We start from the raw sequence: 23,262 nt of genomic DNA on the forward strand, positions 1-23,262 counted from the left end.
CCAGGGCCATTTATCCCGCAGGGGCAAGCACCACTATGGGCCGCGCCACAGAACCCTCGTCGGTAGCGAGCGCGAGCACATGCCCCTCCGGATCGAACACGCCATACGTGCCCTGCACCCCAGCAGCGGGGATCCGCTGGCCGTAACGCAACGCGGCGGTCTGCCGCTCGTCCACGTCATAGCGCTTGAACGCGGTCGCGACCGAATTGTCCAAGTCGAGCGACAACCCGGGATCCTGCTCAAGCTGCTCAAGCGTGCGTGCGACACGCAGGTCGAACGGACCGACACGCGTCCGCCGTAGCGCCGCGAGGTGCCCACCTACGCCAAGATCAGCGCCTAGGTCACGCGCTAACGCGCGGACGTAGGTGCCGGACGAGCAGTCGACCATGGCATCGATCTCGACCGCGGCGTCCTCTCGCCGAATCGACAGCACGTCGAAACGGTTGACAGTGACCGGCCGGGCCGGGATCTCGACCTGCTCGCCCTCACGAACCCGCGCGTACGCCCGTTTCCCATCGATCTTGACGGCACTGACCGAGCTCGGGACCTGCATGATGTCGCCGGTCAGCTTGGCGATCCCGGCGTGGATGGCCTCATCGGTGACGGCCGAAGCGTCCACTTCGGACAGAACCTCCCCCTCGGCGTCATCGGTGGTCGTCGCCGAGCCGAGCCGGATCGTGCCGAGGTAGACCTTGGTGTCGAGGGCGAGGTGGCCGAGCAGCTTGGTCGCCCGTTCGACCCCGAGCACGAGCACGCCGGTGGCCATCGGGTCGAGCGTGCCGGCATGGCCGACCTTGCGGGTACCGAGGATCCGGCGCACCTTGGCGACGACGTCGTGCGACGTCATTCCCGGCGCCTTGTCGACAACAACAAGGCCGGGTGGAACAGTGGAGCGTTTCGCGGACACGGTCAGAATCCTCGCATTGGCACCCCGGGATGCGATAAAGGTATGCCGTGCTTGCCGACTTGCTCGCCGAGATCGCCAGCCAGGAAGGCACGGCCGAGCCGGTCGTGCCGCTCGAGCTGTTCTTCGACGGCAACGACGATCCCGCGTCCATCGGCTGCAACTTGTCGCCACATCCAGGGGTTTCCCGGTTCGCTTCGGTGCTGGGCTCGATCCGGTCGCAGTCTTCGGTGCATGACGTGCTCGTCGGCATCGAAGAGGTCATGGGGCCGGACGAATGGCCGTTCAGCTGGCACGTGTACGTGGTCACGACGGCTTCGGCCGCGGAGGTGGCGGCGTGGGCGGCGGAGCTGCGGCCGGAGACACCGAGTACCGGATGGGACGCAGCGATCGAGGTCCCGTCTGATCACCACGTCGTGACGCTCTGGTGGGACTGACCCAGCGCAGCATCGCGATTCTCAACTCCTGATTTCACTGCCTACCGTCGCCAGATCATGGGAACGCCGGGGCTTCCGAACTATCACGGCAGGCAATTGCTGCGCGAGCTCAAGCGGCTGCGCGAGCAGGCGGACATGACGCAGGAGGAGGCGGGAACGCGACTGCACCTGACTTTGCAGAAACTCAGCCGGATCGAGAACGGGCAACTGCCCGGCTATCACGAACTACGGGCGATGCTCCGGCTCTACGGGCTGCCGCCCGAGGACTGGAACCCACGCCTCGAACTGTGGGAACTGGCGAAGAAACGAGGCTGGTGGCGCGATCTGGGCCTCAAGGACGGCAGTTACGTCTGCATGGAAAACGAGGCCGCGCGGGCGGTCGAGTTCTCGCTGGGCCTGCTGCCAGCCCTTGTGCAGACCGAGCGGTACGCGCGGGCGAGCTTGCAGCACGTCAGCGACGCCGAAGCCGCTGTCACGGTCCGGATCAGGCGTCAACGCAGGCTGTTCTCGGACGAGAAGCCGTTGGTGCTGCACGCCTTGATCCACGAACCCGCCGTGCAGCAGGGCGTCGACCGGGAACAGCTTGTTCACCTGGTCGAACGCGCCCAATTGCCCAACGTGACGTTGCAGATCGTGCCGCAGTCGGCCGGTTTGCACGGCGGGTTGGAGGGATCGATGACGCTGCTGGAATTCCCGGACCCGGACGAACCGGACATCGTGTGCACGGAGACGGTCCTCGGTCTGGCTCAGTCCCAGGACCGAGACACGGTGGTGGCGGCACGTCACCGCCTTGACCAGTTGGTCTCTCTTGCGCTGACGCCGGAGGATTCACTGGACACCATCAAGGCCCTGATCTGGTGAACCTCAGGCGCTGAGGGACACCGTGTCCCATCGGCGCTGCCTGATCCGCACGGGCACGTCCTCACCGCGTGCCTGCGCGGCGAACACCTCGGCTCTGGCGCGCAGCCACCAGACGGCTGTGCGCCAGATGCCGAGCGCCATCAACGCACCTGGCACGAGCAACGCATAGGTGTACGAGTCGGTGATGTCCAAAACGACGCCGATGCCTAGCGCGGCGACGGTTGCCGCGAGGAATCCGCCAACATTGACCACGCCGCTCGCCGTGCCCACGCGAGTCAGGGGGTTGTAGTCACGAGCGATCGTGAAACCGATGGCCGACAACGGCAACCCGAGCGCGATGACACCGAACACGACACCGAGCAGCACCGGAGGAAACGGACTGATCAACAGCACAGCCCATAGGCCGAGCCCGACGACGTGGTACCCGGCAATAAGGAACATCCGTAATTCCGGACGGCGACCGATCACCGCGCCGATGAGCGGCCCGCTCGTGATCGTCACGATCACCATCACGCCAAGCACCGAACTCGCCGCAGGCTCGGAAAGCCCATGTGCGGTAACGAGATACGGAAATCCCCACAGCAACGCCAGCACGGCAGGAAACTGCATGGTCGCGAAGTGCACCCAGAAACCCAGCCGGGTCCCCGGAGTACGCCACGTATCACGCACATTCCGAGCCACCACACGGAACTTCATCAATTCGCCGCGCGGCGCCGGGCCGTCTGGCGTGTCCTTCAAGCGGGACGCGACCAGCGCGTACCCGGCCGTCGCCAACCCGGTGATCAGGAAAGTCGTTGTCCAGCCCGCGTTGTGCAGTAGCAACGTCAACGGCACGGTCGCGGCCAAGTTGCCCAGGCCACCCAGCGCCGCGGTCACCGAAACCACCAGCGAGTACTGGCGCGCCGAGAAGTGCGCGGATGCCACGCGCAGCAGGCTGATGAACGTCATCGCGTCGCCGAAACCCAGCACCGCGCGGGCAATCAGACCAAGTGGATACGAGGTCGCGAGCGCGAACAACACCTGCCCGGCACCCATCAGCAACGCCGCCGTGACAAGCACCTTACGTGGGCCGAACCGGTCGACCAGGAGCCCTGTCGGCACCTGCATCGCCGCGTACACAAGCAGTTGCAGCACGGTGAACGTGCCGAGCGCGGCCGGTCCGACGCCGAACCGTTCCGTCGCTTCAAGACTGGCCACCGCGAGCGAACCGCGATGGAAGACCGCCGCCATGTAGACGACCACTGCCGTTCCCCAGATCACCCACGCCTTGGTGGCGGCGCGCACAAGGACTCCTTCCAGATCAATTAGATAGCCCACCTATGCTAACGAACTGCCCCCACCACAGCCCACCTTCCGGAACGCGCGCGAAGCAAAACGGCAATGAGCCTGATCACCATGAACGCGGCCAGTCCGGTCCAGATCCCGGCCAGTCCCCAGCCGAAGAACAGCGACGCCCAGATGAACGGCAGGAAGCCGACAATCGCCGCCACCAACGTGGCATTACGCATGAACGCGGCGTCGCCCGCGCCGAGCAACACGCCATCAAGCGCGAACACCACACCAGCAATCGGTTGCAGCGCCACAAAGAACCACCACGCATTCGGGATTTCAGCCAGCACGGACGCGTCCGGCGTGAACACCCTCGGCAAAACCCCGGCCAATGCGGCGAAAAGCACACCAAGCAAGCAACCGAAGATCAACCCGTACCCAGTCACCTGCCACGCGACCTTGTGCGCCTGACGTTCGTCCCCAGCGCCCAACGCCTCCCCCACCAGGGACTGCGCCGCGATCGCCAGTGAATCAAGGACAAGCGCCAGAAAAGTCCACAGCTGCAACACGACTTGATGTGCACCAACCGCGGCGGTCGACGTATGCGCGGCAACCGTGGTCGCCGACACGAAGCACGCCTGGAACGCCAGGCTGCGCACGACCAGGTCACGCCCCAGCCCCAGTTGCGCCCGCATCTTGCCGAACTCCGGCTTGACCGAGACCTTCTCGACGAGCAGCGCGCGCACGAACATCGTTGCCGAGATCACCTGGGCGGCAACGTTCGCGATCGCCGAGCCCTCCAACCCCCAGTCGGCGACGTACACCAGAATCGGGCACGACACCGCGGACAAAGCATTGCCCGCCAACACATAGCGCAACGGGCGCACGGTGTCCTGAACACCACGCATCCACCCATTGCCCGCCATTGTGATCAAGATGAACGGCACACCCAGCAAGGCGATCCGCAGCCAGCTGACCGCCGCGTCGGCGACTTCCGGCGAGCCGGACAGCAACTCCGCGACGGGCCTGGCCAGCGATTGTCCCGCGACGATCAGCACGAGGCCCATGAAGATGGCCAGCCACGTCGCCTGCACGCCTTCGGCAACCGCGTCAGCGCGCCTGCCCGCGCCGTGTAACCGGGCGACGCGCGCGGTTGTGCCGTACGACAGGAAGGTCATCTGGGTCGAGACCTGCGCGAGCATGATGCCCGCGACCGACAGTCCCGCTAGCGGAATCGCGCCGAGATGACCGACCACAGCGGTGTCGACCAGCAGGTAGAGCGGCTCGGCCGCGAGCACGCCCAGCGCCGGGACGGCAAGCGAGAGCAAGCGCCGAAGCGGCGTCACGAGCATCCCCCTGGGTAAGGTGTGTAATCCAGTTAGACCCCTGACAGGGTAAATGTAAGGACCGCTCGTGGACAATGCCGATTACTTGGACGTGGCTGTGAGATTGGCCAACGCCGCCCTGGTGGACGTTTCCGCACTTCAGGAGGCATTGCACGAGGAACCGTGGTGGGCGGCCCGAGTCACCTCAGACGACCTGGTCGCCCTTCGGCCGGTCACCCAAGGCCTGCGTACCGCCCTCGCCGCAGCGGTCGCGGAGGACACCCCTGGCGTCCGTTCAGCTGTAAACGCGCTGCTAGAGGCCTATCCCCTGCGCCCACGGCTGTCGGCGGGTCACGACGCCGAACCGAACTGGCACATCCACGTCGCAGACCCGGATCAGCCGCCAGCCACCGAGGTTGCCGCCGCGGCCGCGTGGGGAATCGCGCACGGAATCGTGCGCTACGGCCTGTCCCGCTGGGGCCAGTGCGCCGACGCGAACTGCGAGAACTACTTCCTGGACACCTCGACGAACCGCGCGAAGCGATACTGCTCGGCGCGCTGCGCCAACCGCGTGCACGTCGCGGCACACCGCTCGCGGCAACGCTCGACTGGCGCCGTTCACTGATCTTGATCGGAACGCCTTACGCTACAAGGTGTGAGTGATCTCGACGGCGCCATCGAACTGTTGCAAGCGGCCACCGACGTAACGCTGCTTGCCCACGTCAACCCGGACGCGGACGCGCTCGGCAGCGCACTGGGCCTAGGCCTGGCACTACACCGGCGCGGAGCGACCGTGCGGGTGTCTTTCGGTTCGCCCGACAGCGTGCCGGAATCGTTGCTCCCCTTGGACTACGCAGGCTTGCTCGTGCCTGCGGCCGAGGTCCCCGAATCCTCACCCCTGCTGATCGCGCTCGACACGGGCAGCGTCGCGCGGCTCGGCAAGCTCGGCGACCGCGTCGCCAACACGATCGCCGCAGGTGGAAACGTTCTCGTCGTCGATCACCACGCGTCGAACACGTTCTACGGCACGCACCACGTAGTCAACGAGCACGCCGTCGCGACGGCGGCATTGGTCGCCGATCTGCTGGACGCCCTGAACGTCGAACTCGACGCAGAACTGGCTTCTTGCGTGTACGCGGGCCTCGTCACAGACTCGGGATCATTCCGCCGCGCCACTCCGGAAACCCACCGGCTGGCCGCACGCTTGCTGGAAGCTGGCGTCGACCCGGACAAGACAGCACGCTCTTTGATGGAAGCCCATCCTTTCGCTTTCCTGCCAATGCTTTCGCACGTCCTCGGCCGAGCCAAGCTGGACAAGTCGGCCGCTGGTGGTCGGGGCGTCGTGTACACGTACGTGACTCTGGCGGACGCGGCCGACGTCCGCGCCGAAGAAGTCGAGTCCGTTGTGGACATCGTGCGGACAACGCAAGAAGCCGAAGTCGCCGTGGTGTTCAAGGAGATCGAGCCGTTGTCATGGTCGGTCTCGTTGCGCTCGGTGTCCGAAGTGGACGTCCAGGAAGTCGCGGTCGCGCTTGGTGGCGGCGGGCACCGGCGAGCGGCCGGATATGTGGCCGAAGGCCCGGTCGAGCTGTTGATCGAGACCCTGCTGGCTACACTGTCCCGCTGATCCGCTCGCCGACGAACGTCAGAACCTCGGGCATGATCCCCGCCCAGTATTCCTCGGTGTGGGCGCCCGGGGTGATGACGGACTTGGCCGGTTTCGCATTGTTGATCAGGGCTTTGGTGACCGTGATGAACGGATCGCTCGCACCACACCAGATTCCGACCGGCATGCCGACAATGTCGTTGGCATGCCTGAGCGGTTCGTTGGCCTCCCAGTGCGCCTGGTCGGCGAAAACCCGCTTGGACTTGGCCGTCGGCCAGTCCCGGAACAACGCCGGACTGATGGCGACAACAGCTTTGAGGTCTTTGCGAGCCCGTGCGAACCGCAACGCCCCGAAGCCGCCCATGGAGATACCGAAAGCAGCCTGGATCGGCCCGAGTTCCTCAAGCAGCATCTTCTGCGGATTGTCACCGGGTTTCCCGTCCACCCAGTAGGTATCCCCGCCGTCGACAGCGACGACCGCGAACGGCTGCGCTTTTCGGGCGGCTTCGGTGAGAAACCTCTGGACGCCCAGCCTGACCATCCAGGCCGCGTCAGCCCCACGACCGTGTAATGCAAGGCATTTCGGCAGGTCATCGGGATCATGGCCGTCCGGCGCCATCGTGATCATCGTGACTTCACGGCCCCGGGCCTTCGAAGCGAACTTCGCGGTGACAACGGATTCCGCGACCAGCGGGCTTGAGCTCGACGGCGGTCTTTCGGCTGTGTTTCGGGGCGTGTTCTCAGGCGGGTTTTCGGCCGTGCACGCACCGACTGCCAGGCCGGTCGCGCCCAGGATCATCGTCCGTCTAGTCAGCCCCACGCCTCCAAGCTACCCGCGGCTCTCAAGGAACGTCTTGAGGTCGGAAAGCAACTCCCCTCGTGAGTGGTTACGCCGGTTCTAACCGGCGTAACCACTCACGAGGGCTGACCTGGGGTGACGCGGGGGTCGACCAGAACTGTCGGTGGGGCCCGCTAGCTTGTAGTCGTGGCATCGAACTGGGAACAGTCCCTCAGCTCGCTGCTCGGCGCGACGACAGAGCCGGGCGGGGCTCCGTTGGGCGTCGAACTGACGCTGGCGACGGAGCCCTTGGTGTCACGCGCGCGAGGACCGGCGCCAACGGTGTTCGCGAAAGTGGTGCGGCAAGGGCGAAACGGCTGGGTGAGCGGCAATGTCTCCTGGGGCAGGCTGACGCCGTTCGAAGGCTACAACGACGCGCATGTCCGGCTGCTGCGCCAGATGTACGCGGTCTACAAGGCGCAGGACATGTACCCACGGGACGAAAAGGTCATCGATCTGTCCCACTTCGACACCCGGCACCTGTGGACGATGCTCGACGAAGCGCAAGAGATCGGCGTGGAGCTGCTGAACGTCGACTACGGGTCCGGTGAGCTGTTCCTCGACGCGACGGATGGCGACGAGCTCGTTATCAAGCCGGTGGTCCGGGTCGACGGTCAGGGCGAGGTCGTCCCCGTGCGGTTTCTCGGCGATGGGCATGGCCTGGTCTACGTCAGCCGGGAAGAGCTGGACGAGCTCGGCGAGGTCGACGAATGCCGGATCGGGCTGGCGAAACTCGCCAAGGAAGTGCCGAAGTCGTTGCAGGACATGGTTGTCAGCGATCATCGGCTGCGAATTCCGCCGTGGGAACGGTCAAAGTTCGTCGACCGCTACTACCCACGCCTGCGGCACACGGCCCAATTCGTCTCGACCGACGGGTCGTTCACGCCGCCGTCGATATCCGGGCCGACGTTGCGGTTGAACGCGTCCTATCGGGACGATCACCAACTGGACCTCGATTGGGAATGGCTCTACCGGATCGGCAACACCGAACTGCGTGCGCCCCTTGACGCCCAGCCGGAAGAGTACCGGGACCCCGATCAGGAACAGGCAATCCTGGCGAACCTGACGCTCAAGCCACAGGACACAACACTGTGGGACGTCCACACCATGCGGTTCACCACCGAGGTGCTGCCGCAGATCGAGGACATGCCGGATGTCGAAGTCGAGGTATTCGGTGTGCGCCCGGATTACCGCGAAATGGGCACGGTCCGCATCGGGGTGTCCACAGAGGAGATCCCGGGCAAGACCGACTGGTTCGACCTGTCCGTGACCATCACTGTGGACGGCCGGACCGTGCCGTTCATGGACGTGTTCCTGGCGCTGACCAAGGACGAGCAATACCTGCTGATGCCGGACGGCGCGTATTTCTCCTTGCAGAAGCCGGAGCTGCGGTCGTTGCACAAGCTGATCATCGAGGCGCGCGGGTTGCTCGATCAGCCGAGCGACTCCTTGCAGATCAGCCGTTTCCAAGCCGGACTGTGGGACGAACTGGCCAACCTCGGCGTGGTCGATCATCAAGCGCGCGCGTGGCGCAACCAGGTCCGTGGGCTCCTGGACGAGGTACCGGAGTTCGACGTGCCGCGGTCGCTCGACGCCCAGTTGCGCCCGTATCAGCTGGAAGGCTTCCGCTGGCTGACATTCCTGTGGGAGAACCGGCTCGGCGGAGTCCTGGCCGACGACATGGGTCTCGGCAAAACGCTGCAGACGTTGGCGCTGATCTGTCACGCGGCCGCGGACGCGCCGTTCCTCGTGGTCGCGCCAACCAGTGTCGTATCGACGTGGGAATCCGAGGCTGCCCGGTTCGCGCCAGGACTGTGTGTGGTGTCCATATCAGACACGTTGCGACGCAAGGACTTGGGCGCGCTGATCGCAGGCGCTGATGTAGTCCTGACGTCGTACACGTTGATGCGCCTCGACGTCGAGCACTACGCGAAGGTGCAGTGGGCGGGCATGGTGCTCGACGAGGCGCAAGTGGTCAAGAACCACCAGTCGAAAGTGCACCAATGCGCCCGCAAGCTGCCAGCACCATTCAAACTGGCGATCACGGGCACGCCCATGGAGAACAACCTGATGGAGCTGTGGTCGCTACTGTCGATCACGGCGCCCGGCTTGTTCCCCAGCCCAGTCCGGTTCCAGCAGTACTACGCGCGCCGGATCGAACGGACGGGCGACCCAGATCTGCTCGCACAACTACGCCGCCGCGTCCGCCCGTTGATCAAACGCAGAACCAAAGACCAGGTCGCCACCGACCTACCTGCCAAGCAGGAGCAGATCCTCGAGGTAGAGCTGCATCCCAAGCACCGCACGGTCTACCAGACGCATCTGCAACGCGAGCGGCTGCGAATCCTCGGCATGGTCAAGGACATGAACAGCAACCGGTTCACGATCTTCCGGTCGCTGACCATGCTGCGGCAACTGAGCCTACACCCCGCCCTGGTCGACGAGAAACACCAAGACCTACCGTGCGCCAAGGTCGACGCATTGCTCGACCAACTGCACGACGTTGTCGCAGGCGGTCACCGCGCGCTGGTGTTCAGCCAGTTCACGAGCTTCCTCGACATCGTGCGCGCGAAACTGGACGTCCCGCACTGCTATCTCGACGGCACAACCCGAAACCGTGGCAAAGTCGTGCAGCAGTTCAAGGACGGCACGGCGCCAGTGTTCCTGATCAGCCTCAAAGCGGGCGGCTTCGGCCTGAACCTGACCGAGGCCGACTACTGCTTCCTGCTCGACCCCTGGTGGAACCCCGCGACCGAAGCGCAGGCGGTCGACCGCACGCACCGGATCGGCCAGTCCCGCAACGTGATCGTCTACCGCCTGATCGCCAAGGACACGATCGAAGAGAAAGTCATGGCGCTCAAAGCGAAGAAAGCCGAACTGATCGCCAGCGTGTTGGACGAAGGCGACATGTTCGGGTCAAGCCTGGACGCCGACGACATCCGCGCCCTGATCTCCTGAAAGGCACCCCATGCCGCACCTTGGCCTCGTGGCAGTCGTCGTGCGCGACTATGACGAAGCAATCGCCTTCTACACCAACGCCCTAGGCTTCGACCTACGCGAAGACACACCCCAAGGCGACGAAAAACGCTGGGTCACAGTAGCCCCACCCGGATCTAAAGAAACCGCAATCCTATTGGCCAAAGCAGATTCGCCAGAACAAGAAGCCCGAATCGGCGACCAAACCGGCGGCCGCGTCGGCCTCTTCCTGAACACAGACGACTTCGCCCGCGACCACACCCACATGCTTGAGCACGGCGTGAAGTTCCTGGAAGAACCCCGCCATGAGCCATACGGCACGGTCGCAGTGTTCGCCGACCTGTACGGCAACCGCTGGGACCTGATCGAACCACGAGACCAGTAGCTATGGCGCCCTACGGGTTCATCGGAACAGGCGCGATCACAGCCGCGATCGTGGAAGGCGTCAGCGCACCCACATCACCTGCGATTGTGCAAGGCCTCAGCGCGCCCGCGATCTTCCTCTCGCCGCGCAGCCGTACTGTCAGCCAAGATCTGGCAAGCCGATTCCCAAACGTGCAGATATGCGACACCAACCAGGACGTGCTCGAAAGCGCAACCGCGATCGTGCTGGCCGTCCGCCCACAGATAGCACGCGATGTCCTAGCGGATCTGACGTTTCATCCGGAGCACATCGTAATCAGCGCAATGGCCGGGGTGAGCCTGGCGCAACTGTCTGAATGGACGGCGCCGGCCAAACAACTGATCCGTGTCATCCCCCTGCCGTCAGCTGCAAGCGGCGACAGCCTGACCGTGATGTACCCCGACAACCCAACCGCCCGCGAGTTGTTCAACCGAGTCGGCGGCCTCGTCACACCCACCGACGAGACCGCACTGGAAGTCTTCAGCGCAGCAACAGCAACATTCGCCGCACACCTCGACTACCTCGCAACGATCACAGCCTGGCTTGCCAACCACGGGGTCGATGAACATGACGCAACCGCCTACACCAGGCACATCTTCGGCCAACTCGGCCAATCCTTGCTCCACCGCACAGATTCATTCGCCGTACTGACCAACGAACACATGACGCCAGGCGGCATCAACGAACAAGTCCTAACAGATCTCCGCCGCAACGGTGTCCCCGACTTAGTCCGACGCGCTCTCGACGAAGTGCTGACGCGGCTGCGTACATAGCCGCCTTTCGTCAATGAGGGTGCGCCCTAGTGATCCCGTCGCGGTCGGGCAGAGCACAGCGACGGCGTTGATACCGTTGTTGGCACGCCCAGGGAAGGCGGCGAAGTAAATCCACGAGTGGGTCCCCAAGGTTTGGCATATCTCGTCGAGGTACTCCGGCATGCTCGGCTAATGGCGCTACGCGTGGTCAGCAGCCGTGGGACTGGACTGTCGGCAATGGTTCGGCCTTGCCAGGCCTGGCTGGGTCCGTCACTGGGCGACGCGTCCTATGTCCGCAGTGGCTTACTCGATGCTAGCGGAGGAAAATCGGTGGATGCTCGCAGCTGAATCTGTCACGATCGCTGGATGGGCGTGTTGAACGCAGTGGCGACACGGGTTGCCAGCGGAGCCACCGTCACGTTCCGGCCAACCGGATCTTCAATGGTCCCACTGATTCGCAGCAGGCAGTTGGTTCTCGTTGCTCCCGTGGATCCAACGAAGTTGGCGGTTGGAGACATCGTCTTGGCGCGCGTCGCGGGCACCGTGTACCTGCACCTCGTATCCGCTCTCGACCCGGTGCGCAAGCGTGTGCAGATCAGCAACAACCGCGGCCGGGTGAACGGTTGGACCAGCCATGATCGGATCTTCGGCATCTGTGTGGCGATCGACGGCGTCAACCGGTCCAGCGCCGAAGGCAAGACTCAAACGCGAGACGCACCAACGGCCGATTGACATAACGGTTTCGTGGCCGCCGTCTGTGCGGAACGTAGCGCCAACCGAACCAGCCCACTAATGTTGTGAGGCGAATTTGGCGTTACCGAGGGGCGGGACAGTTGATGGCGCGAAAGCGCGGATTCTTCGCTGAGCTGGAACATCAACGTAAGCAACGCGAACTTGCCGAACGACGCTTCCAAGCAGAACAGAAGCGCTTGGCTGACCAAGCGATACGAGAGCAGCAACGCACCGCGCAGGTCGCGAAACGCGCTGAAGCACAGGCGATTCGTGAGCAGCGCGCTCAGCACATCGAAGATCAGCAAACTCTCGCGCTTGAGTTGACGGCAACAGTCGCTGCGCGCCTTGCCGAGTTGGACACGATTCTTACCGGCACCAAACTCTCCGTATTCTCGTTTAACCAGCTCCGGCAGACCTACAAACAGACGCCGTTCGATCCCGGCGGCCTGTCTGTCGCACCGCCACCTCCCCGGTGGACGATTACGCGCCACCACCGCCCACTGGGGTGGCACGGATGCTCCGCAAGGCAGCCATGAACGAGCAATCGTGGCCGCTCAGGAGCGTTTTACCGCAGCGAATGCCAAGCACGAACAAGATGAGCGGTGCCGACTGAGCCGCTTGGCCGACGCCGAATCCGAACACACACAAGCTGAAACTTCCTTGCGTCAAAAGGTGGAGCAGAACAACGCGCACGTTGACGAACTAGAGCGAAACGTCACGGCAGGCGTTCCTCAGACAGTCGAGGATTACGTCGAGCTGCTCTTGGAAGCATCGCCCTTACCTGCCGACCTCCCTGTCGGTGTGGAGACCGCATACCAGAGCGATGCCCGCAAGCTACTCGTGGTCCGTGATCTGCCTGGCCTTGATGTCATCCCAGAGAATCGCGAAATGCGCATATGTCCGCACGCGGGACGAGATCACTTCGAAACCACGACCTGTCAAGGAAATCAAGCAGCGGTACGCCAATCTGGTCGCTCAAGTGGTCCTGCGCACCATGCGCGATGTCTTCGATCTTCATCCGGCGGGCGTCATCAACGAGGTCGCGATCAACGGTCACGTCTCCACTCGGAACAAAGCCACCGGCCAACCGGAACGTCCGTGCTTGGTCAGTGTGTCTGCGACACCTCAACGCGCTCGTCTCCCCGCACCCATGGGACCTTGAGGCTGTCCGGCCGATCTTCGATCCTGACTTGTCCAAATACCGGTTGGTGGACGCCCATGACGCAGCAGCCGGGCTCGATGCCCGGCCGGTGCTGGTCGAGATGCGACCGCTCGAATTCGAAATCCTTGTCAAGCAACTGTTCGAGGCGATGGGGATGAAGTCCTGGGTCACTCAGGCATCGCGCGATGACGGCGTGGACGCGGTCGCCATGAACGAGGACCCGATCATGGGCGGAACCTGCGTGATCCAAGCCAAGCGCTACCGCGCAGTTGTGCCTGTCGAGGCGGTACGTGCGCTCGCCGGCGTCATGGACGACAAACGGGCCAGCCGCGGCGTGCTCGTCACGACTTCTTGGTTCGGCAAAGCCACCGAGGATTTTGCCGCACGCCATGGCCGGATCCAGCTCATCACCGGCCCCCGAGTTGAAGCACCTGCTCGCCGAGCATCTCGGCCTCGACGTCGTGCTCGGCCCGCTCAAGGGCCGCTAACCAGACGCGGCCGCGGCACCGGATTTCCAGGTGCCGCAACCGCGTCTCGTGAAGTTAAGAAGCGTCCACTTTGGCTGGAGTGCGGTCGTCGAATTGGGTGCGGTAGAGCTCAGCGTAGCGGCCGTCGGCGGCGAGGAGTTCGTCGTGTGTGCCGCGTTCGATGATGCGGCCTGCTTCGACGACGAGGATGAGGTCGGCGGCGCGGACAGTGGACAGGCGGTGGGCGATCACCAATGCTGTTCGGCCTGCGAGGGCTTCGACGAGGGCCTCTTGGACGGCCGCTTCCGATGATGAGTCCAGGTGTGCTGTGGCTTCGTCGAGGATCACTACTCGGGGTTTGGCGAGCAGCAGGCGTGCGATCGTGAGGCGTTGGCGTTCGCCGCCGGACAGGCGATAGCCGCGTTCACCGACGACTGTGTCGAGTTGGTCGGACAATGAACGAACCAGGTCGGCGAGGCGGGCGCGGGTTAGTGCGTCCCAGAGTTCTTCGTCTGTTGCCGTTGGGCGGGCGAGGCGGAGGTTTTCGCCGATGGTCTCGTGGAAGAGATGGCCGTCCTGGGTTACCAGGCCCATGGCGTCACGGATCGAGCTGAACGACAGGTCACGAACGTCCACTCCGGACAGTTTGATGGTGCCGGAGTCGGGGTCGTAGAGGCGGGGCGTGAGGGACGCGATGGTCGACTTGCCCGCGCCGGACGAACCGACGAGTGCGACGAGTTGGCCAGGTTCGGCGCGGAAGGAAATGTCGTGCAGGACTTGGTCGCCGCCTCTGGTGTCCAGCGCCGCGACATCCTCAAGAGACGCGAGGGAGACCTTGTCCGCTGCCGGATAGGCGAAGTTGACGTTGTCGAACTCGACCGAGACCGGACCGTCGGGAACAGTCTTGGGGTTCGGCTTCTCCTTGATCAACGGCGGCAGGTCGAGAACCTCGAAGACCCGCTCGAAGCTGACAAGCGCGGTCATCACATCGACGCGGGCATTGGCAAGGCCAGTCAGCGGACCGTACAGACGAGTGAGCAGCAGCGCGAGCGTGACGACTGTTCCTGTGTCGAGTTGTCCTTCCAACGCAAGGAATCCGCCGAGGCCGTAGACCAAAGCAAGCGCGAGCGCCGACACAAGCGACAAGGCCGTCATGAACAACCATTGGTTCACGGCAGTCCGCACGCCGATGTCGCGCACGCGACGAGCCCGCTTGCCGAACTCCGCCGACTCGTCCTGCGGGCGGCCGAACAGCTTGATCAGAGTGGCACCCGGGGCGGAAAAGCGTTCCGTCATCTGCGTGGTCATCGCCGCGTTGTGGCCCGCTGCCTCACGTTCCAAACCTGCCAGCCTGCGCCCCATTCTGCGCGCAGGCAGGTAGAAGACCGGCAGCATGATCAGCGACAGCAAGGTGATCTGCCACGACAGCGCGAACATCACCACGAGGGTGAGCATGAGGACGATGATGTTGTTGGTGACCATGGACAACGTCATCGTGAACGCGCGCTGCGCTGCGATCACGTCGTTGTTCAACCTGCTGACCAACGCACCCGTGCGAGTTCGCGTGAAGAACGCGACCGGCATGCGTTGCACATGATCGAAGACCGCCTGGCGTAATTGAAGAATCAACTCCTCGCCGACACTTGCCGAGCGCCATCGCTCGATCATGCCGACTACCGCGTCGACCACCGCGATCGCGGCAATGATCAACGCGAGGCCGAGCACGACACCCGAACCTTCGCGGTTGGTGATCGCGTCGACGACGCGGCCCGCGAGGACCGGCGTTGCCACCGCGAGCACCGCCGAGATAGCGCTGAACGCCAGCAATGCCAGCACAGCACCGCGCAGCGGTCGCGCGAACCGGATGATGCGGCGGACCGTCTCCCGGCTGACGCGCTGACCTCCTTCCTGCATGGCGCTTTCCAACGCCATCCATGACGAGAAGTTCATGTCCACGGTGGTCTCCCCAGACTTTGTTCGGTACGTGTGGCAGTCAGTCTGCGACCTCAACCATGCTTGAGGTCAACTGTTCGGTCATGGCGACCGTAGCGGACAGGTCTGACAGTTTCGGACTTTTCGCTGGTCAACCCCGGCGGGACGGGAAACTGTCGTACCACTGCGGTAGCGTAAAAATCAGGGGTCCCCCTGGGGAATTGCTGGTGCGGTGTGGCGCGGGCGAAACCTGGAAGTGTCGTACCCCTGGAGTAGCGTTGAAATCGGGGGTTCCCCTTCGGGAATTGGTGGTGGGGTGGAGGCTGCGCGGGTGCCGATGGGGATGGAGTGCAGGCTGGGCAGGCGCTGATTGGCGATGCGATGAAGGCCGCGCAATGTACGGAATGGCGGTGCGGTGCGGGGCGCGTTAAGGCCGATCAGTTAGGCTGCCTCGCCCGATCCCGAGCTCTCCCTGATTGGTTCCGATGACCCGCTACGCACTTCTAGTCCTTCCTGCGACGAACCGGGTCTACGCCGAGTCCGCGACCGGGTTGACCATGGCTGAGCTGGGAGTGTTCAGCCAGGCTGTGCTTGGGGGTCGGATCGGCGATATCGCCGAGACTCGCATTGGCGGGATCCCATACGTCACCTTCGAGGCGGACGAACTGAGCGGCAAGGACGCGGATTTCCTTGCCAACATGTCCAACATCTACGCCTTGTTCCGCCAGGACGGGCGCTTGCTTGAGCCGGTCGAACTCGCCAAGCTGGACAAGTTCGACGATGATCTGATCACCATTCAGAAGTACCAGGGCAAGACCAACGAGCACTTCACCAAGCTCTTGCTCAACGTCACCCTCCTGGCCTCGGCCATGGCAGGCGACATGCTCGATCACCGGTTCAGGGTGATCGATCCCTTGTGCGGCAGGGGGACTACGCTCAACCAGGCTTTGATGTACGGCTATCACGCCGCCGGTCTGGACATCGACCAGAAGGATTTCGAGGCTTACTCCACCTTCATTCAGACCTGGCTCAAGCGTAAGCGGCTCAAGCACGAGGCTGAGGTCACCCGGATCCGCCGCGAGCACAAGAACATCGGGCGCAAGCTGCACGCCTCCATCGGCATCACCAAGGAGAGCTACAAGGCTGGCGAGGCGCTGGATCTCACGTACATCAACGGGGACACCGCCAAAGCCACCGAGTTCTACCGGGCAGGCACGTTCGATCTCGTTGTCGCCGATGCGCCCTACGGCGTGCAGCACGGCAGCCGGACTCAGCAACAGGGCCTGCATCGCAGTCCACTTGAGCTGGTCAAGGCTTCAGCGAACGGGTGGGCTCGACTGCTCAAACCCGGTGGGGCGCTGGGGATTTCGTGGAACACCAACGTCGCCAAGCGCGACGACGTCACCGACGTGCTCGGCCAGGCAGGCCTTGAGCCGCTGGAAACCGGACCGTATCTCGATTTCACGCATCGGGTTGATCAGGCGATCGTCCGGGACATCGTCGTCGCCCGTAAAAAGTAGCGGCAGGGCCTGCATACGGCCCTGCCTCAGCTCAGTCCTCTGTGTCCTGTTCGCGTGGCGCTCGATATGGATCCGCTTCACCGGCTGGCTTCGCGCCGGTCGCTATCCTGGCGACTTCTTCGTCGGCTTCTTTCACCTTCGCGAGCAGGTCGTCGATTCGCCTGGCGTCCTCAGGGATCGTGTCGGCCACGAAGGTCAGCGTCGGGGTGAACCGCACTCCTGTTCCTTGGCCGACAAGGGAACGCAGCACTCCCTTGGCGCTTTCCAGCGCCGCCGCCGCACCCTTCGTGTCAGGCTCGGCGTTGAGCGAGTCTCCGAAGACCGTGTAGTACACGGTCGCGTCCTGCAGGTCACCGGTCAGCTTGACGTCCGTGATCGTCACAAGCGTCAGCCGTGGGTCTTTGACCTCGTGCTCCAACGCGGACGCCACGATTTGCTTGATCCGCTTCGCAAGTTTGCGGGCGCGGGCCGGATCGGCCACGGCGCTCCCCTCCTTCGATAAAACTCTCAGTCGTCCTCGGGACCGACAAGCCGGTGCCGGGCGGACAGCAGCTGCAGTTCTGGTCTGCCGGACACGAGCCGTTCGCATGCTTCGAGCAGCTCACGCACGTGCGAAGCGTCCGGCGCCACCACCGCCACCCCGATCAGGGCACGACGATGAAGGTCAAGATGACCGGCTTCGGCCACGCTGACCTCGAATTTGCGCCGCAACTCCGCGACGACCGGCTTGACCACCGACCGCTTCTGTTTGAGCGAATGGACGTCACCGAGCAGGATGTCCAGCTCGAGTGCACCGACGTACAACGGGCATCACCGTATGAATGATCGAAAAAAGACCCCGTGCGGGGCCCGGTCACCCGAGCCCCGCACGGACTGGCAATCAGTTGCGCGGCTTCTCGCGCATCTCGTAGGTCTCGATCACGTCGTCGACCCGGAGGTCGGAGTACGAGCCGAGCGTCAGACCACATTCGTAGCCTTCACGGACCTCGGTCACGTCATCCTTGAACCGCCGCAACGAGCTGACCGGCAGGTTCTCCTGGATCACCTTGTTGTCGCGCAGCAACCTGGCCTTGGCGTTACGCCGGATCTCGCCGGACATCACCAAGCAACCGGCGATCGTGCCGAACTTGGAGGACTTGAACACGTCGCGCACCTCCGCGCGGCCGAGCTCGACCTCCTCGAACTCCGGCTTGAGCATGCCCTTGAGGGCCTGCTCGATCTCGTCGATCGCCTGGTAGATCACCGAGTAGTAGCGGATGTCGATACCTTCGCGGGTGGCCTGGTCGGCCACCTTCGACTCGGCCCGCACGTTGAAGCCGAGGATGATCGCGCCGGACGCGATCGCCAGGTCGACGTTCGCCTTGGTGATGCCACCGACACCGCGGTCGATGACCCGCACCTGGACCTCGTCGCCGACCTCGATCTTCATCAGCGCGTCCTCGAGTGCCTCGACGGTACCCGAGTTGTCGCCCTTGATGATCAAGGTGAGCTCGCCGGTCTCCTTCAGTGCCGAGTCCAGGTCCTCGAGCGAGTACCGCTTGAACTTCGCGGCGTTCTGCGCGTTACGGGTCCTGGCCTGGCGGCGCTCGGCGATCTGCCGTGCCACCCGGTCCTCGTCCACGACGAGGAACGTGTCACCGGCGCCCGGCACCGACGTGAAGCCGATGACCTGGACCGGCCGCGATGGCGTTGCCACCGTGACGTCCTCGTTGTACTCGTCGACCATCCGGCGCACGCGGCCGTACGCGTCACCGGCGACGATGGAGTCACCGACACGCAACGAACCACGCTGCACCAGCACGGTGGCGACAGGGCCACGGCCACGGTCGAGGTGAGCCTCGATCGCGACACCCTGAGCCTCCATGTTCGGGTTGGCCCGCAGGTCCAGCGCCGCGTCGGCGGTCAGCAGGATCGCGTCGAGCAGGCCGTCGATGTTGATGCCCTGCTTGGCCGAGATGTCCACGAACATGGTCTCGCCGCCGTACTCCTCGGCGACAAGGCCGTACTCGGTGAGCTGCTGGCGGATCTTGGCGGGGTTCGCCCCCTCCTTGTCGATCTTGTTCACCGCGACCACGATCGGCACGTTGGCCGCCTGGGCGTGGTTGATCGCCTCCACCGTCTGCGGCATCACACCGTCGTCGGCCGCGACCACGATCACCGCGATGTCCGTGGCCTGCGCACCACGGGCACGCATGGCGGTGAACGCCTCGTGACCGGGGGTGTCGATGAAGGTGATCAGCCGGTCGTTGCCCTCGAGCTCGGCTTTGACCTGGTAGGCACCGATGTGCTGGGTGATGCCACCGGCCTCGCCCGCGATCACGTTCGCCTTGCGGATGGTGTCCAGAAGGCGCGTCTTACCGTGGTCGACGTGACCCATGACGGTCACGACCGGCGGACGGGCCTGCAGGGCCTCTTCGCCACCGGTGTCCTCGCCGTAGGTGATGTCGAAGGACTCGAGCAGCTCGCGGTCCTCCTCCTCCGGGCTGACGACCTGCACGGTGTAGTTCATCTCGGTACCGAGCAGCTCGAGCACGTCCTCGGAGACGGACTGCGTCGCGGTGACCATCTCGCCGAGGTGGAACAGCACCTGCACCAGCGAAGCCGGGTTGGCGTTGATCTTCTCGGCGAAGTCGGTCAGCGAAGCACCGCGCGGCAGCCGGATGGTCTCCCCGTTGCCCTTCGGCAACCGGACACCGCCGACGCTCGGCGCCTGCATGTTGTCCATGTACTCCTGGCGCTTCTGCCGCTTCGACTTGCGGCCACGGCGCGAGGGACCACCGGGACGGCCGAACGCGCCTGCGGCACCGCCGCGACCACCGCCACCACCGGGACGGCCACCGCCGCCGCCACGGAAGCCACCGCCACCGGCAGGCGCACCACCGCCACCACCGGGACCGCCGCCACCGGGACGGAAGCCGCCGCCTCCGCCACCACCGCCGCCGCCACGGAAGCCACCACCTCCGCCGCCGCCACCGCCGCCACGGAAGCCACCGCCGCCGCCCCCACCGGGACGACCGCCGCCGCCACCGCCGGGGCCACCACGGCCGCCGCCACCGCCACCGGGACCACCACGGCCACCGCCGCCGGGACCACCGGCAGGACGCTGCGGACGAGGCGGCATCATGCCCGGGTTCGGGCGAGGCGGCATGTTGCCCGGGTTCGGCCTTGGGCCGGACGGACGGTCACCGCGGTCGCCGCGTGGCGGACGATCCTGCCGGTCGCCACCTGGACGCGGGCCACGCTCCGGACGGTCGCCTTCTTGACGGCCACCACCTGGGCGCGGGCCAGCCGGACGAGGCGCGGGAGCGCCGCCGCCGACACCGAACGGGTTGTTACCCGGCCGCGGCGCGCGCGGACCAGGCTTCGGGGACTGCGTACGCGGCGGAACCGTGTTCCCGCCACCCTGCTGGGCCGGCTGCTGCCTCGGCCCCGGACGCGGCCCAGGCTTGGTCGACGGCGCGTCAGTACGCGCGGCGGCCGGCTTCGGCTGTTGCTGGGGCTGTTGCTGCGACGGCGCCTGCTGTGGCGAGGGCTGCTGCGTTGTCTGCTGCTGCGGCGGCTTCGGGCCGGGCCGTGGGCCTGGCTTGAAGCCCGGACCAGCCGGCTTGGCCGGTGCGGACTGGAAAGTCGCCGTGTTGTTCGCGGCCGCGGCGGCCGGCTGCTGGGCCGGCTTGGGCGCGGGAACTGCCGCTGGTTTGCTGGCAGGCGGGGCGGACGGCGTGGCTGCCGGGGCAGCACTCGCCGCGGCCGCTGGGGCCTGCTGCTGTGGTTTCTGGGGTGCCGGCTTCGGGGCCGGCGGGCCGGGCCTCGGGCCCGGCTTGGCGCCGCTTGGCTTGGCGCCCTTGGCGTCGCCTGACTTCGGGTACGAGTCCCGCAGCCTGCGCGCCACCGGCGCCTCCACGGTGGAGGACGCCGACTTCACGTACTCACCGAGATCGGCGAGTTTCGTGAGTACTTCCTTGCTCGTGACACCGAGCTCTTTCGCGAGCTCGTGCACGCGGGCCTTGCCTGCCACTGCTCTCCTCACTGGGGAGGCCGGCGGCAACGTAACCCGCTCGACCTCGTCCTACCGTCGCACGTTCATGGTGTCGGCTTCACGGCTGACTCATGACGGGTCGACCTGCTTCCTGTGTCCGGCTAGACCAGCTGTCTGGTCTTCTGTCGGTCGGGCGGTGTGCCCGATTCGGGCTCGCACCTCTGCGGCATCCAGCGGTCCTTGGACGCGAAGCGCCCTCGGGAACGCCTTCTTGCGTTCGGCGGAGTCCAGGCACGCCAGAACGGGATGCAACCAAGCGCCCCTCCCAGCGTGCCGCCGCCGCGGATCGGGTACGAGCTTCCCGTCCTCGGCGACCACGCGCAGTAATTCCTCGGCCAGCGTCCTTGCCCGGCAGCCCACGCACGTACGTACCGGGCCATGCCCTTGCGGGGGAGCCTCTCGACGTGCGGGAACCGGCCCTCGACGACGACCTGCCAAGATTCTACCTACAACCGCCTACTCGGCCGAACCCGATGTCGGTCCAGCCGCGTTCGCGGCAGTCTCAGCATCGCTACGGATGTCGATACGCCACCCGGTCAGCCGAGCGGCAAGCCTTGCGTTCTGGCCCTCTTTACCGATCGCCAGCGAAAGCTGGAAGTCGGGCACGACAACGCGCGCGGTCTTCGCGCGCTCGTCGACCACCCGCACAGATACAACCTTCGCAGGTGAGAGGGCATTCCCGACGAACGTTGCCGGATCGTCGGAGTAGTCGATGATATCGATCTTCTCGCCGGCAAGCTCGCTCATTACGTTTCGGACTCGAGCTCCCATCGGTCCGATACACGCGCCCTTGGCGTTGACTCCGGCGACCGTGGAACGCACCGCGATCTTGGAACGGTGACCTGCCTCACGTGCGACCGCGGGGATCTCCACGGTGCCGTCGGCGATCTCCGGGACCTCCAGGGCGAACAGTCTGCGCACGAGGTTGGGGTGCGTTCTGGACAGCGTGATCTGCGGGCCGCGGGCACCGCGCGTGACGCCGAGGACGTAGCACTTGATCCGCAGGCCGTGCTCGTAGCGCTCGCCAGGCACCTGCTCGACCGCGGGCAGCACACCCTCGGTGTCGCCGACCTGGACCACGACCATGCCACGCGAGTTGGCGCGCGCGTCACGCTGCACGACACCAGCGACGATCTCGCCCTCCTTGGCGGAGAACTCGCCGAAGGTCTTCTCGTGCTCGGCGTCCCGCAGCCGCTGCAGGATCACCTGACGGGCCGTGGTCGCCGCGATCCGGCCGAAGCCTTCCGGCGTGTCGTCCCACTCCTCGACGACCTCGCCGCCAGGGCCCAGTTCCTGGGCAAGCACCCGGACAACGCCGGTGCGCCGGTCGATGTCGATCTTGGCGTGCGGCACGTGCCCGTCGGTGTGCTTGTACGCGGTGAGCAGAGCTGTCTCGATGGCCTCGATGACCGTCTCAAACGGAATGTCTTTGTCGCGCTCGATGGCGCGAAGCGCGGCGATGTCGACGTTCACCGTGCCCCCTCCTGGCTACCGCCGCCCAGCGCGGCCAATTCGTCCGGCGGTGGTTGTTTGAACTCGACCTCGATGACGGCGTGGTCGACGGCGTCGAACGGCACTTGCCGCAGCTCGCCGGCGACGAGCATGCGCACGTCGTTCTCACTTGCGTCGCCGACGCGCCCGGTGAACGTCTCGTCGGCGGTACGCACCTTCACCAGGCGCAGCCGCGCCCGGCGCCAATGCCTTGGCTTGGTCAGCGGCCGGTCCAACCCCGGCGAGGTCACTTCCAGGGTGTACGGGCCGCCAAGGACGTGGTCGTGGTCGTCGAGCACGGTCGCGAGGGTGCGGCTGACGCCGGCGACCTCGTCCAGCTCGATCCCGTTCTCGCCATCCACCACCACTTTGACCAGGCTGCGACGACCGGCGCGCTGCACCTCAAGCTGCTCGAGCTCGAAGCCTGCTGCGCCAACGGCGTCCCGTACGACGGGCTCCAGCGCCGCCCCGAGATCACCTTGCTGGTTCGCCACGTTCCGCCGCTCCTGTTCTGGATGATGTTCTCGATCAGTTCGAGTGTGTACAGCCCA

The 23,262-nt window shown here is 65.1% G+C and carries 21 protein-coding genes and 1 pseudogene; 10 read left to right on the forward strand and 12 right to left on the reverse strand.

The genetic code is table 11. The annotated features are described in order from the left end of the window. Positions 1 to 10: 10 nt before the first annotated feature. On the reverse strand, positions 11 to 907 hold the full coding sequence (truB, locus tag LWC34_RS32950; RefSeq protein ID WP_308200174.1) for a tRNA pseudouridine(55) synthase TruB: 897 nt from the start codon (positions 905 to 907) through the stop codon (positions 11 to 13). A gap of 47 nt (positions 908 to 954) precedes the next feature. Here truB and LWC34_RS32955 point away from each other — a divergent pair, with 47 nt between their 5' ends. Beyond that, a complete protein-coding gene (locus tag LWC34_RS32955; RefSeq protein WP_233729187.1) occupies positions 955 to 1,341 on the forward strand; it encodes a YfbO family protein in 387 nt (128 codons plus the stop codon). 57 nt (positions 1,342 to 1,398) lie between these two features. Continuing rightward, complete coding sequence (locus LWC34_RS32960) at positions 1,399 to 2,202, forward strand: helix-turn-helix domain-containing protein (protein WP_233729188.1); 804 nt, start codon at positions 1,399 to 1,401, stop codon at positions 2,200 to 2,202. 3 nt (positions 2,203 to 2,205) lie between these two features. Here the strand turns inward: LWC34_RS32960 and LWC34_RS32965 are convergent, their stop codons facing one another. Continuing rightward, positions 2,206 to 3,432: an MFS transporter gene (locus LWC34_RS32965; protein ID WP_233730917.1), complete on the reverse strand. Its 1,227-nt coding sequence runs from the start codon at positions 3,430 to 3,432 to the stop codon at positions 2,206 to 2,208. Between the two features lie 92 nt (positions 3,433 to 3,524). Continuing rightward, entirely contained in the window at positions 3,525 to 4,817 is a 1,293-nt protein-coding gene (locus LWC34_RS32970; protein ID WP_233729189.1) for an MATE family efflux transporter, read from the reverse strand. Positions 4,818 to 4,884: 67 nt separating this feature from the next. Here LWC34_RS32970 and LWC34_RS32975 point away from each other — a divergent pair, with 67 nt between their 5' ends. Both LWC34_RS32975 and LWC34_RS32980 read left to right on the forward strand, forming a co-directional pair. Continuing rightward, the gene (locus LWC34_RS32975; RefSeq protein WP_233729190.1) at positions 4,885 to 5,421 is read left to right on the forward strand and encodes a CGNR zinc finger domain-containing protein; all 537 of its coding nucleotides are present in this window, start codon (positions 4,885 to 4,887) and stop codon (positions 5,419 to 5,421) included. A gap of 30 nt (positions 5,422 to 5,451) precedes the next feature. Further along, entirely contained in the window at positions 5,452 to 6,423 is a 972-nt protein-coding gene (locus LWC34_RS32980) for a DHH family phosphoesterase (protein WP_233729191.1), read from the forward strand. On the opposite strand, the gene LWC34_RS32985 is transcribed toward LWC34_RS32980, so the two are convergent. After that, a complete protein-coding gene (locus tag LWC34_RS32985) occupies positions 6,407 to 7,222 on the reverse strand; it encodes an alpha/beta hydrolase (protein WP_233729192.1) in 816 nt (271 codons plus the stop codon). The two genes, LWC34_RS32980 and LWC34_RS32985, sit on opposite strands and share 17 nt — an antisense overlap. A 165-nt stretch (positions 7,223 to 7,387) precedes the next feature. Here LWC34_RS32985 and LWC34_RS32990 point away from each other — a divergent pair, with 165 nt between their 5' ends. The 4 genes from LWC34_RS32990 to LWC34_RS33005 all read left to right on the forward strand — a co-directional run bounded on the left by LWC34_RS32990 (position 7,388) and on the right by LWC34_RS33005 (position 12,103). Further along, the gene (locus LWC34_RS32990; protein ID WP_233729193.1) at positions 7,388 to 10,198 is read left to right on the forward strand and encodes a DEAD/DEAH box helicase; all 2,811 of its coding nucleotides are present in this window, start codon (positions 7,388 to 7,390) and stop codon (positions 10,196 to 10,198) included. Positions 10,199 to 10,226: 28 nt separating this feature from the next. Beyond that, positions 10,227 to 10,601, forward strand: coding sequence for a VOC family protein (locus LWC34_RS32995; protein WP_308200175.1), 375 nt, complete (start codon positions 10,227 to 10,229; stop codon positions 10,599 to 10,601). Between the two features lie 2 nt (positions 10,602 to 10,603). After that, positions 10,604 to 11,392 (forward strand): NAD(P)-binding domain-containing protein, encoded by a 789-nt coding sequence (locus LWC34_RS33000; protein WP_233729195.1) that lies wholly within the window; start codon positions 10,604 to 10,606, stop codon positions 11,390 to 11,392. 465 nt (positions 11,393 to 11,857) lie between these two features. Further along, positions 11,858 to 12,103, forward strand: coding sequence for a hypothetical protein (locus LWC34_RS33005; protein WP_233729196.1), 246 nt, complete (start codon positions 11,858 to 11,860; stop codon positions 12,101 to 12,103). On the opposite strand, the gene LWC34_RS33010 is transcribed toward LWC34_RS33005, so the two are convergent. Continuing rightward, complete coding sequence (locus LWC34_RS33010) at positions 12,073 to 12,615, reverse strand: hypothetical protein (protein ID WP_233729197.1); 543 nt, start codon at positions 12,613 to 12,615, stop codon at positions 12,073 to 12,075. The two genes, LWC34_RS33005 and LWC34_RS33010, sit on opposite strands and share 31 nt — an antisense overlap. Before the next feature lie 804 nt (positions 12,616 to 13,419). On the opposite strand from LWC34_RS33010, the pseudogene LWC34_RS33015 reads away from it, so the two are divergent. Beyond that, positions 13,420 to 13,626: pseudogene (locus LWC34_RS33015) on the forward strand (restriction endonuclease); the annotation flags it as partial. 181 nt (positions 13,627 to 13,807) lie between these two features. Here LWC34_RS33015 and LWC34_RS33020 read toward each other — a convergent pair. Further along, positions 13,808 to 15,682, reverse strand: coding sequence for an ABC transporter ATP-binding protein (locus LWC34_RS33020; RefSeq protein ID WP_233730918.1), 1,875 nt, complete (start codon positions 15,680 to 15,682; stop codon positions 13,808 to 13,810). A 467-nt stretch (positions 15,683 to 16,149) separates the two neighbouring features. Here LWC34_RS33020 and LWC34_RS33025 point away from each other — a divergent pair, with 467 nt between their 5' ends. Further along, positions 16,150 to 17,184 carry a TRM11 family SAM-dependent methyltransferase gene (locus LWC34_RS33025; RefSeq protein WP_233729198.1) on the forward strand — a complete coding sequence of 345 codons (1,035 nt, stop codon included), beginning with the start codon at positions 16,150 to 16,152 and terminating at the stop codon, positions 17,182 to 17,184. A gap of 31 nt (positions 17,185 to 17,215) precedes the next feature. Here LWC34_RS33025 and rbfA read toward each other — a convergent pair whose 3' ends face one another. From rbfA to rimP, 6 genes are all read right to left on the reverse strand, one after another. Beyond that, positions 17,216 to 17,665 carry a 30S ribosome-binding factor RbfA gene (gene rbfA / locus LWC34_RS33030; RefSeq protein ID WP_033381079.1) on the reverse strand — a complete coding sequence of 150 codons (450 nt, stop codon included), beginning with the start codon at positions 17,663 to 17,665 and terminating at the stop codon, positions 17,216 to 17,218. Between the two features lie 26 nt (positions 17,666 to 17,691). Further along, positions 17,692 to 17,988: a DUF503 domain-containing protein gene (locus LWC34_RS33035; RefSeq protein ID WP_233729199.1), complete on the reverse strand. Its 297-nt coding sequence runs from the start codon at positions 17,986 to 17,988 to the stop codon at positions 17,692 to 17,694. A gap of 76 nt (positions 17,989 to 18,064) precedes the next feature. Further along, positions 18,065 to 21,199: a translation initiation factor IF-2 gene (gene infB, locus LWC34_RS33040; protein WP_233729200.1), complete on the reverse strand. Its 3,135-nt coding sequence runs from the start codon at positions 21,197 to 21,199 to the stop codon at positions 18,065 to 18,067. Positions 21,200 to 21,289: 90 nt separating this feature from the next. Beyond that, entirely contained in the window at positions 21,290 to 21,580 is a 291-nt protein-coding gene (locus LWC34_RS33045; protein ID WP_233729201.1) for a YlxR family protein, read from the reverse strand. 96 nt (positions 21,581 to 21,676) lie between these two features. Further along, the gene (nusA, locus tag LWC34_RS33050) at positions 21,677 to 22,693 is read right to left on the reverse strand and encodes a transcription termination factor NusA (protein ID WP_233729202.1); all 1,017 of its coding nucleotides are present in this window, start codon (positions 22,691 to 22,693) and stop codon (positions 21,677 to 21,679) included. Continuing rightward, the gene (gene rimP, locus LWC34_RS33055) at positions 22,690 to 23,205 is read right to left on the reverse strand and encodes a ribosome maturation factor RimP (RefSeq protein WP_233729203.1); all 516 of its coding nucleotides are present in this window, start codon (positions 23,203 to 23,205) and stop codon (positions 22,690 to 22,692) included. Before rimP ends, nusA begins: the two co-directional genes overlap by 4 nt. Between the last annotated feature and the right edge of the window lie 57 nt (positions 23,206 to 23,262).

This window comes from Kibdelosporangium philippinense, assembly GCF_021390435.2.
GTDB classification, from domain to species: Bacteria; Actinomycetota; Actinomycetes; order Mycobacteriales; family Pseudonocardiaceae; genus Kibdelosporangium; species Kibdelosporangium philippinense.

Excerpts from the sequence above, each read along its gene's own strand:
- LWC34_RS32960 (WP_233729188.1), top strand. The coding sequence starts at position 1,399 with ATGGGAACGCCGGGGCTTCCGAACTATCACGGCAGGCAATTGCTGCGC.
- LWC34_RS32965 (WP_233730917.1), bottom strand. The coding sequence starts at position 3,432 with ATGGCGGCGGTCTTCCATCGCGGTTCGCTCGCGGTGGCCAGTCTTGAA.
- LWC34_RS33000 (WP_233729195.1), top strand. The coding sequence starts at position 10,604 with ATGGCGCCCTACGGGTTCATCGGAACAGGCGCGATCACAGCCGCGATC.
- LWC34_RS33020 (WP_233730918.1), bottom strand. The coding sequence starts at position 15,682 with ATGAACTTCTCGTCATGGATGGCGTTGGAAAGCGCCATGCAGGAAGGA.
- LWC34_RS33025 (WP_233729198.1), top strand. The coding sequence starts at position 16,150 with ATGACCCGCTACGCACTTCTAGTCCTTCCTGCGACGAACCGGGTCTAC.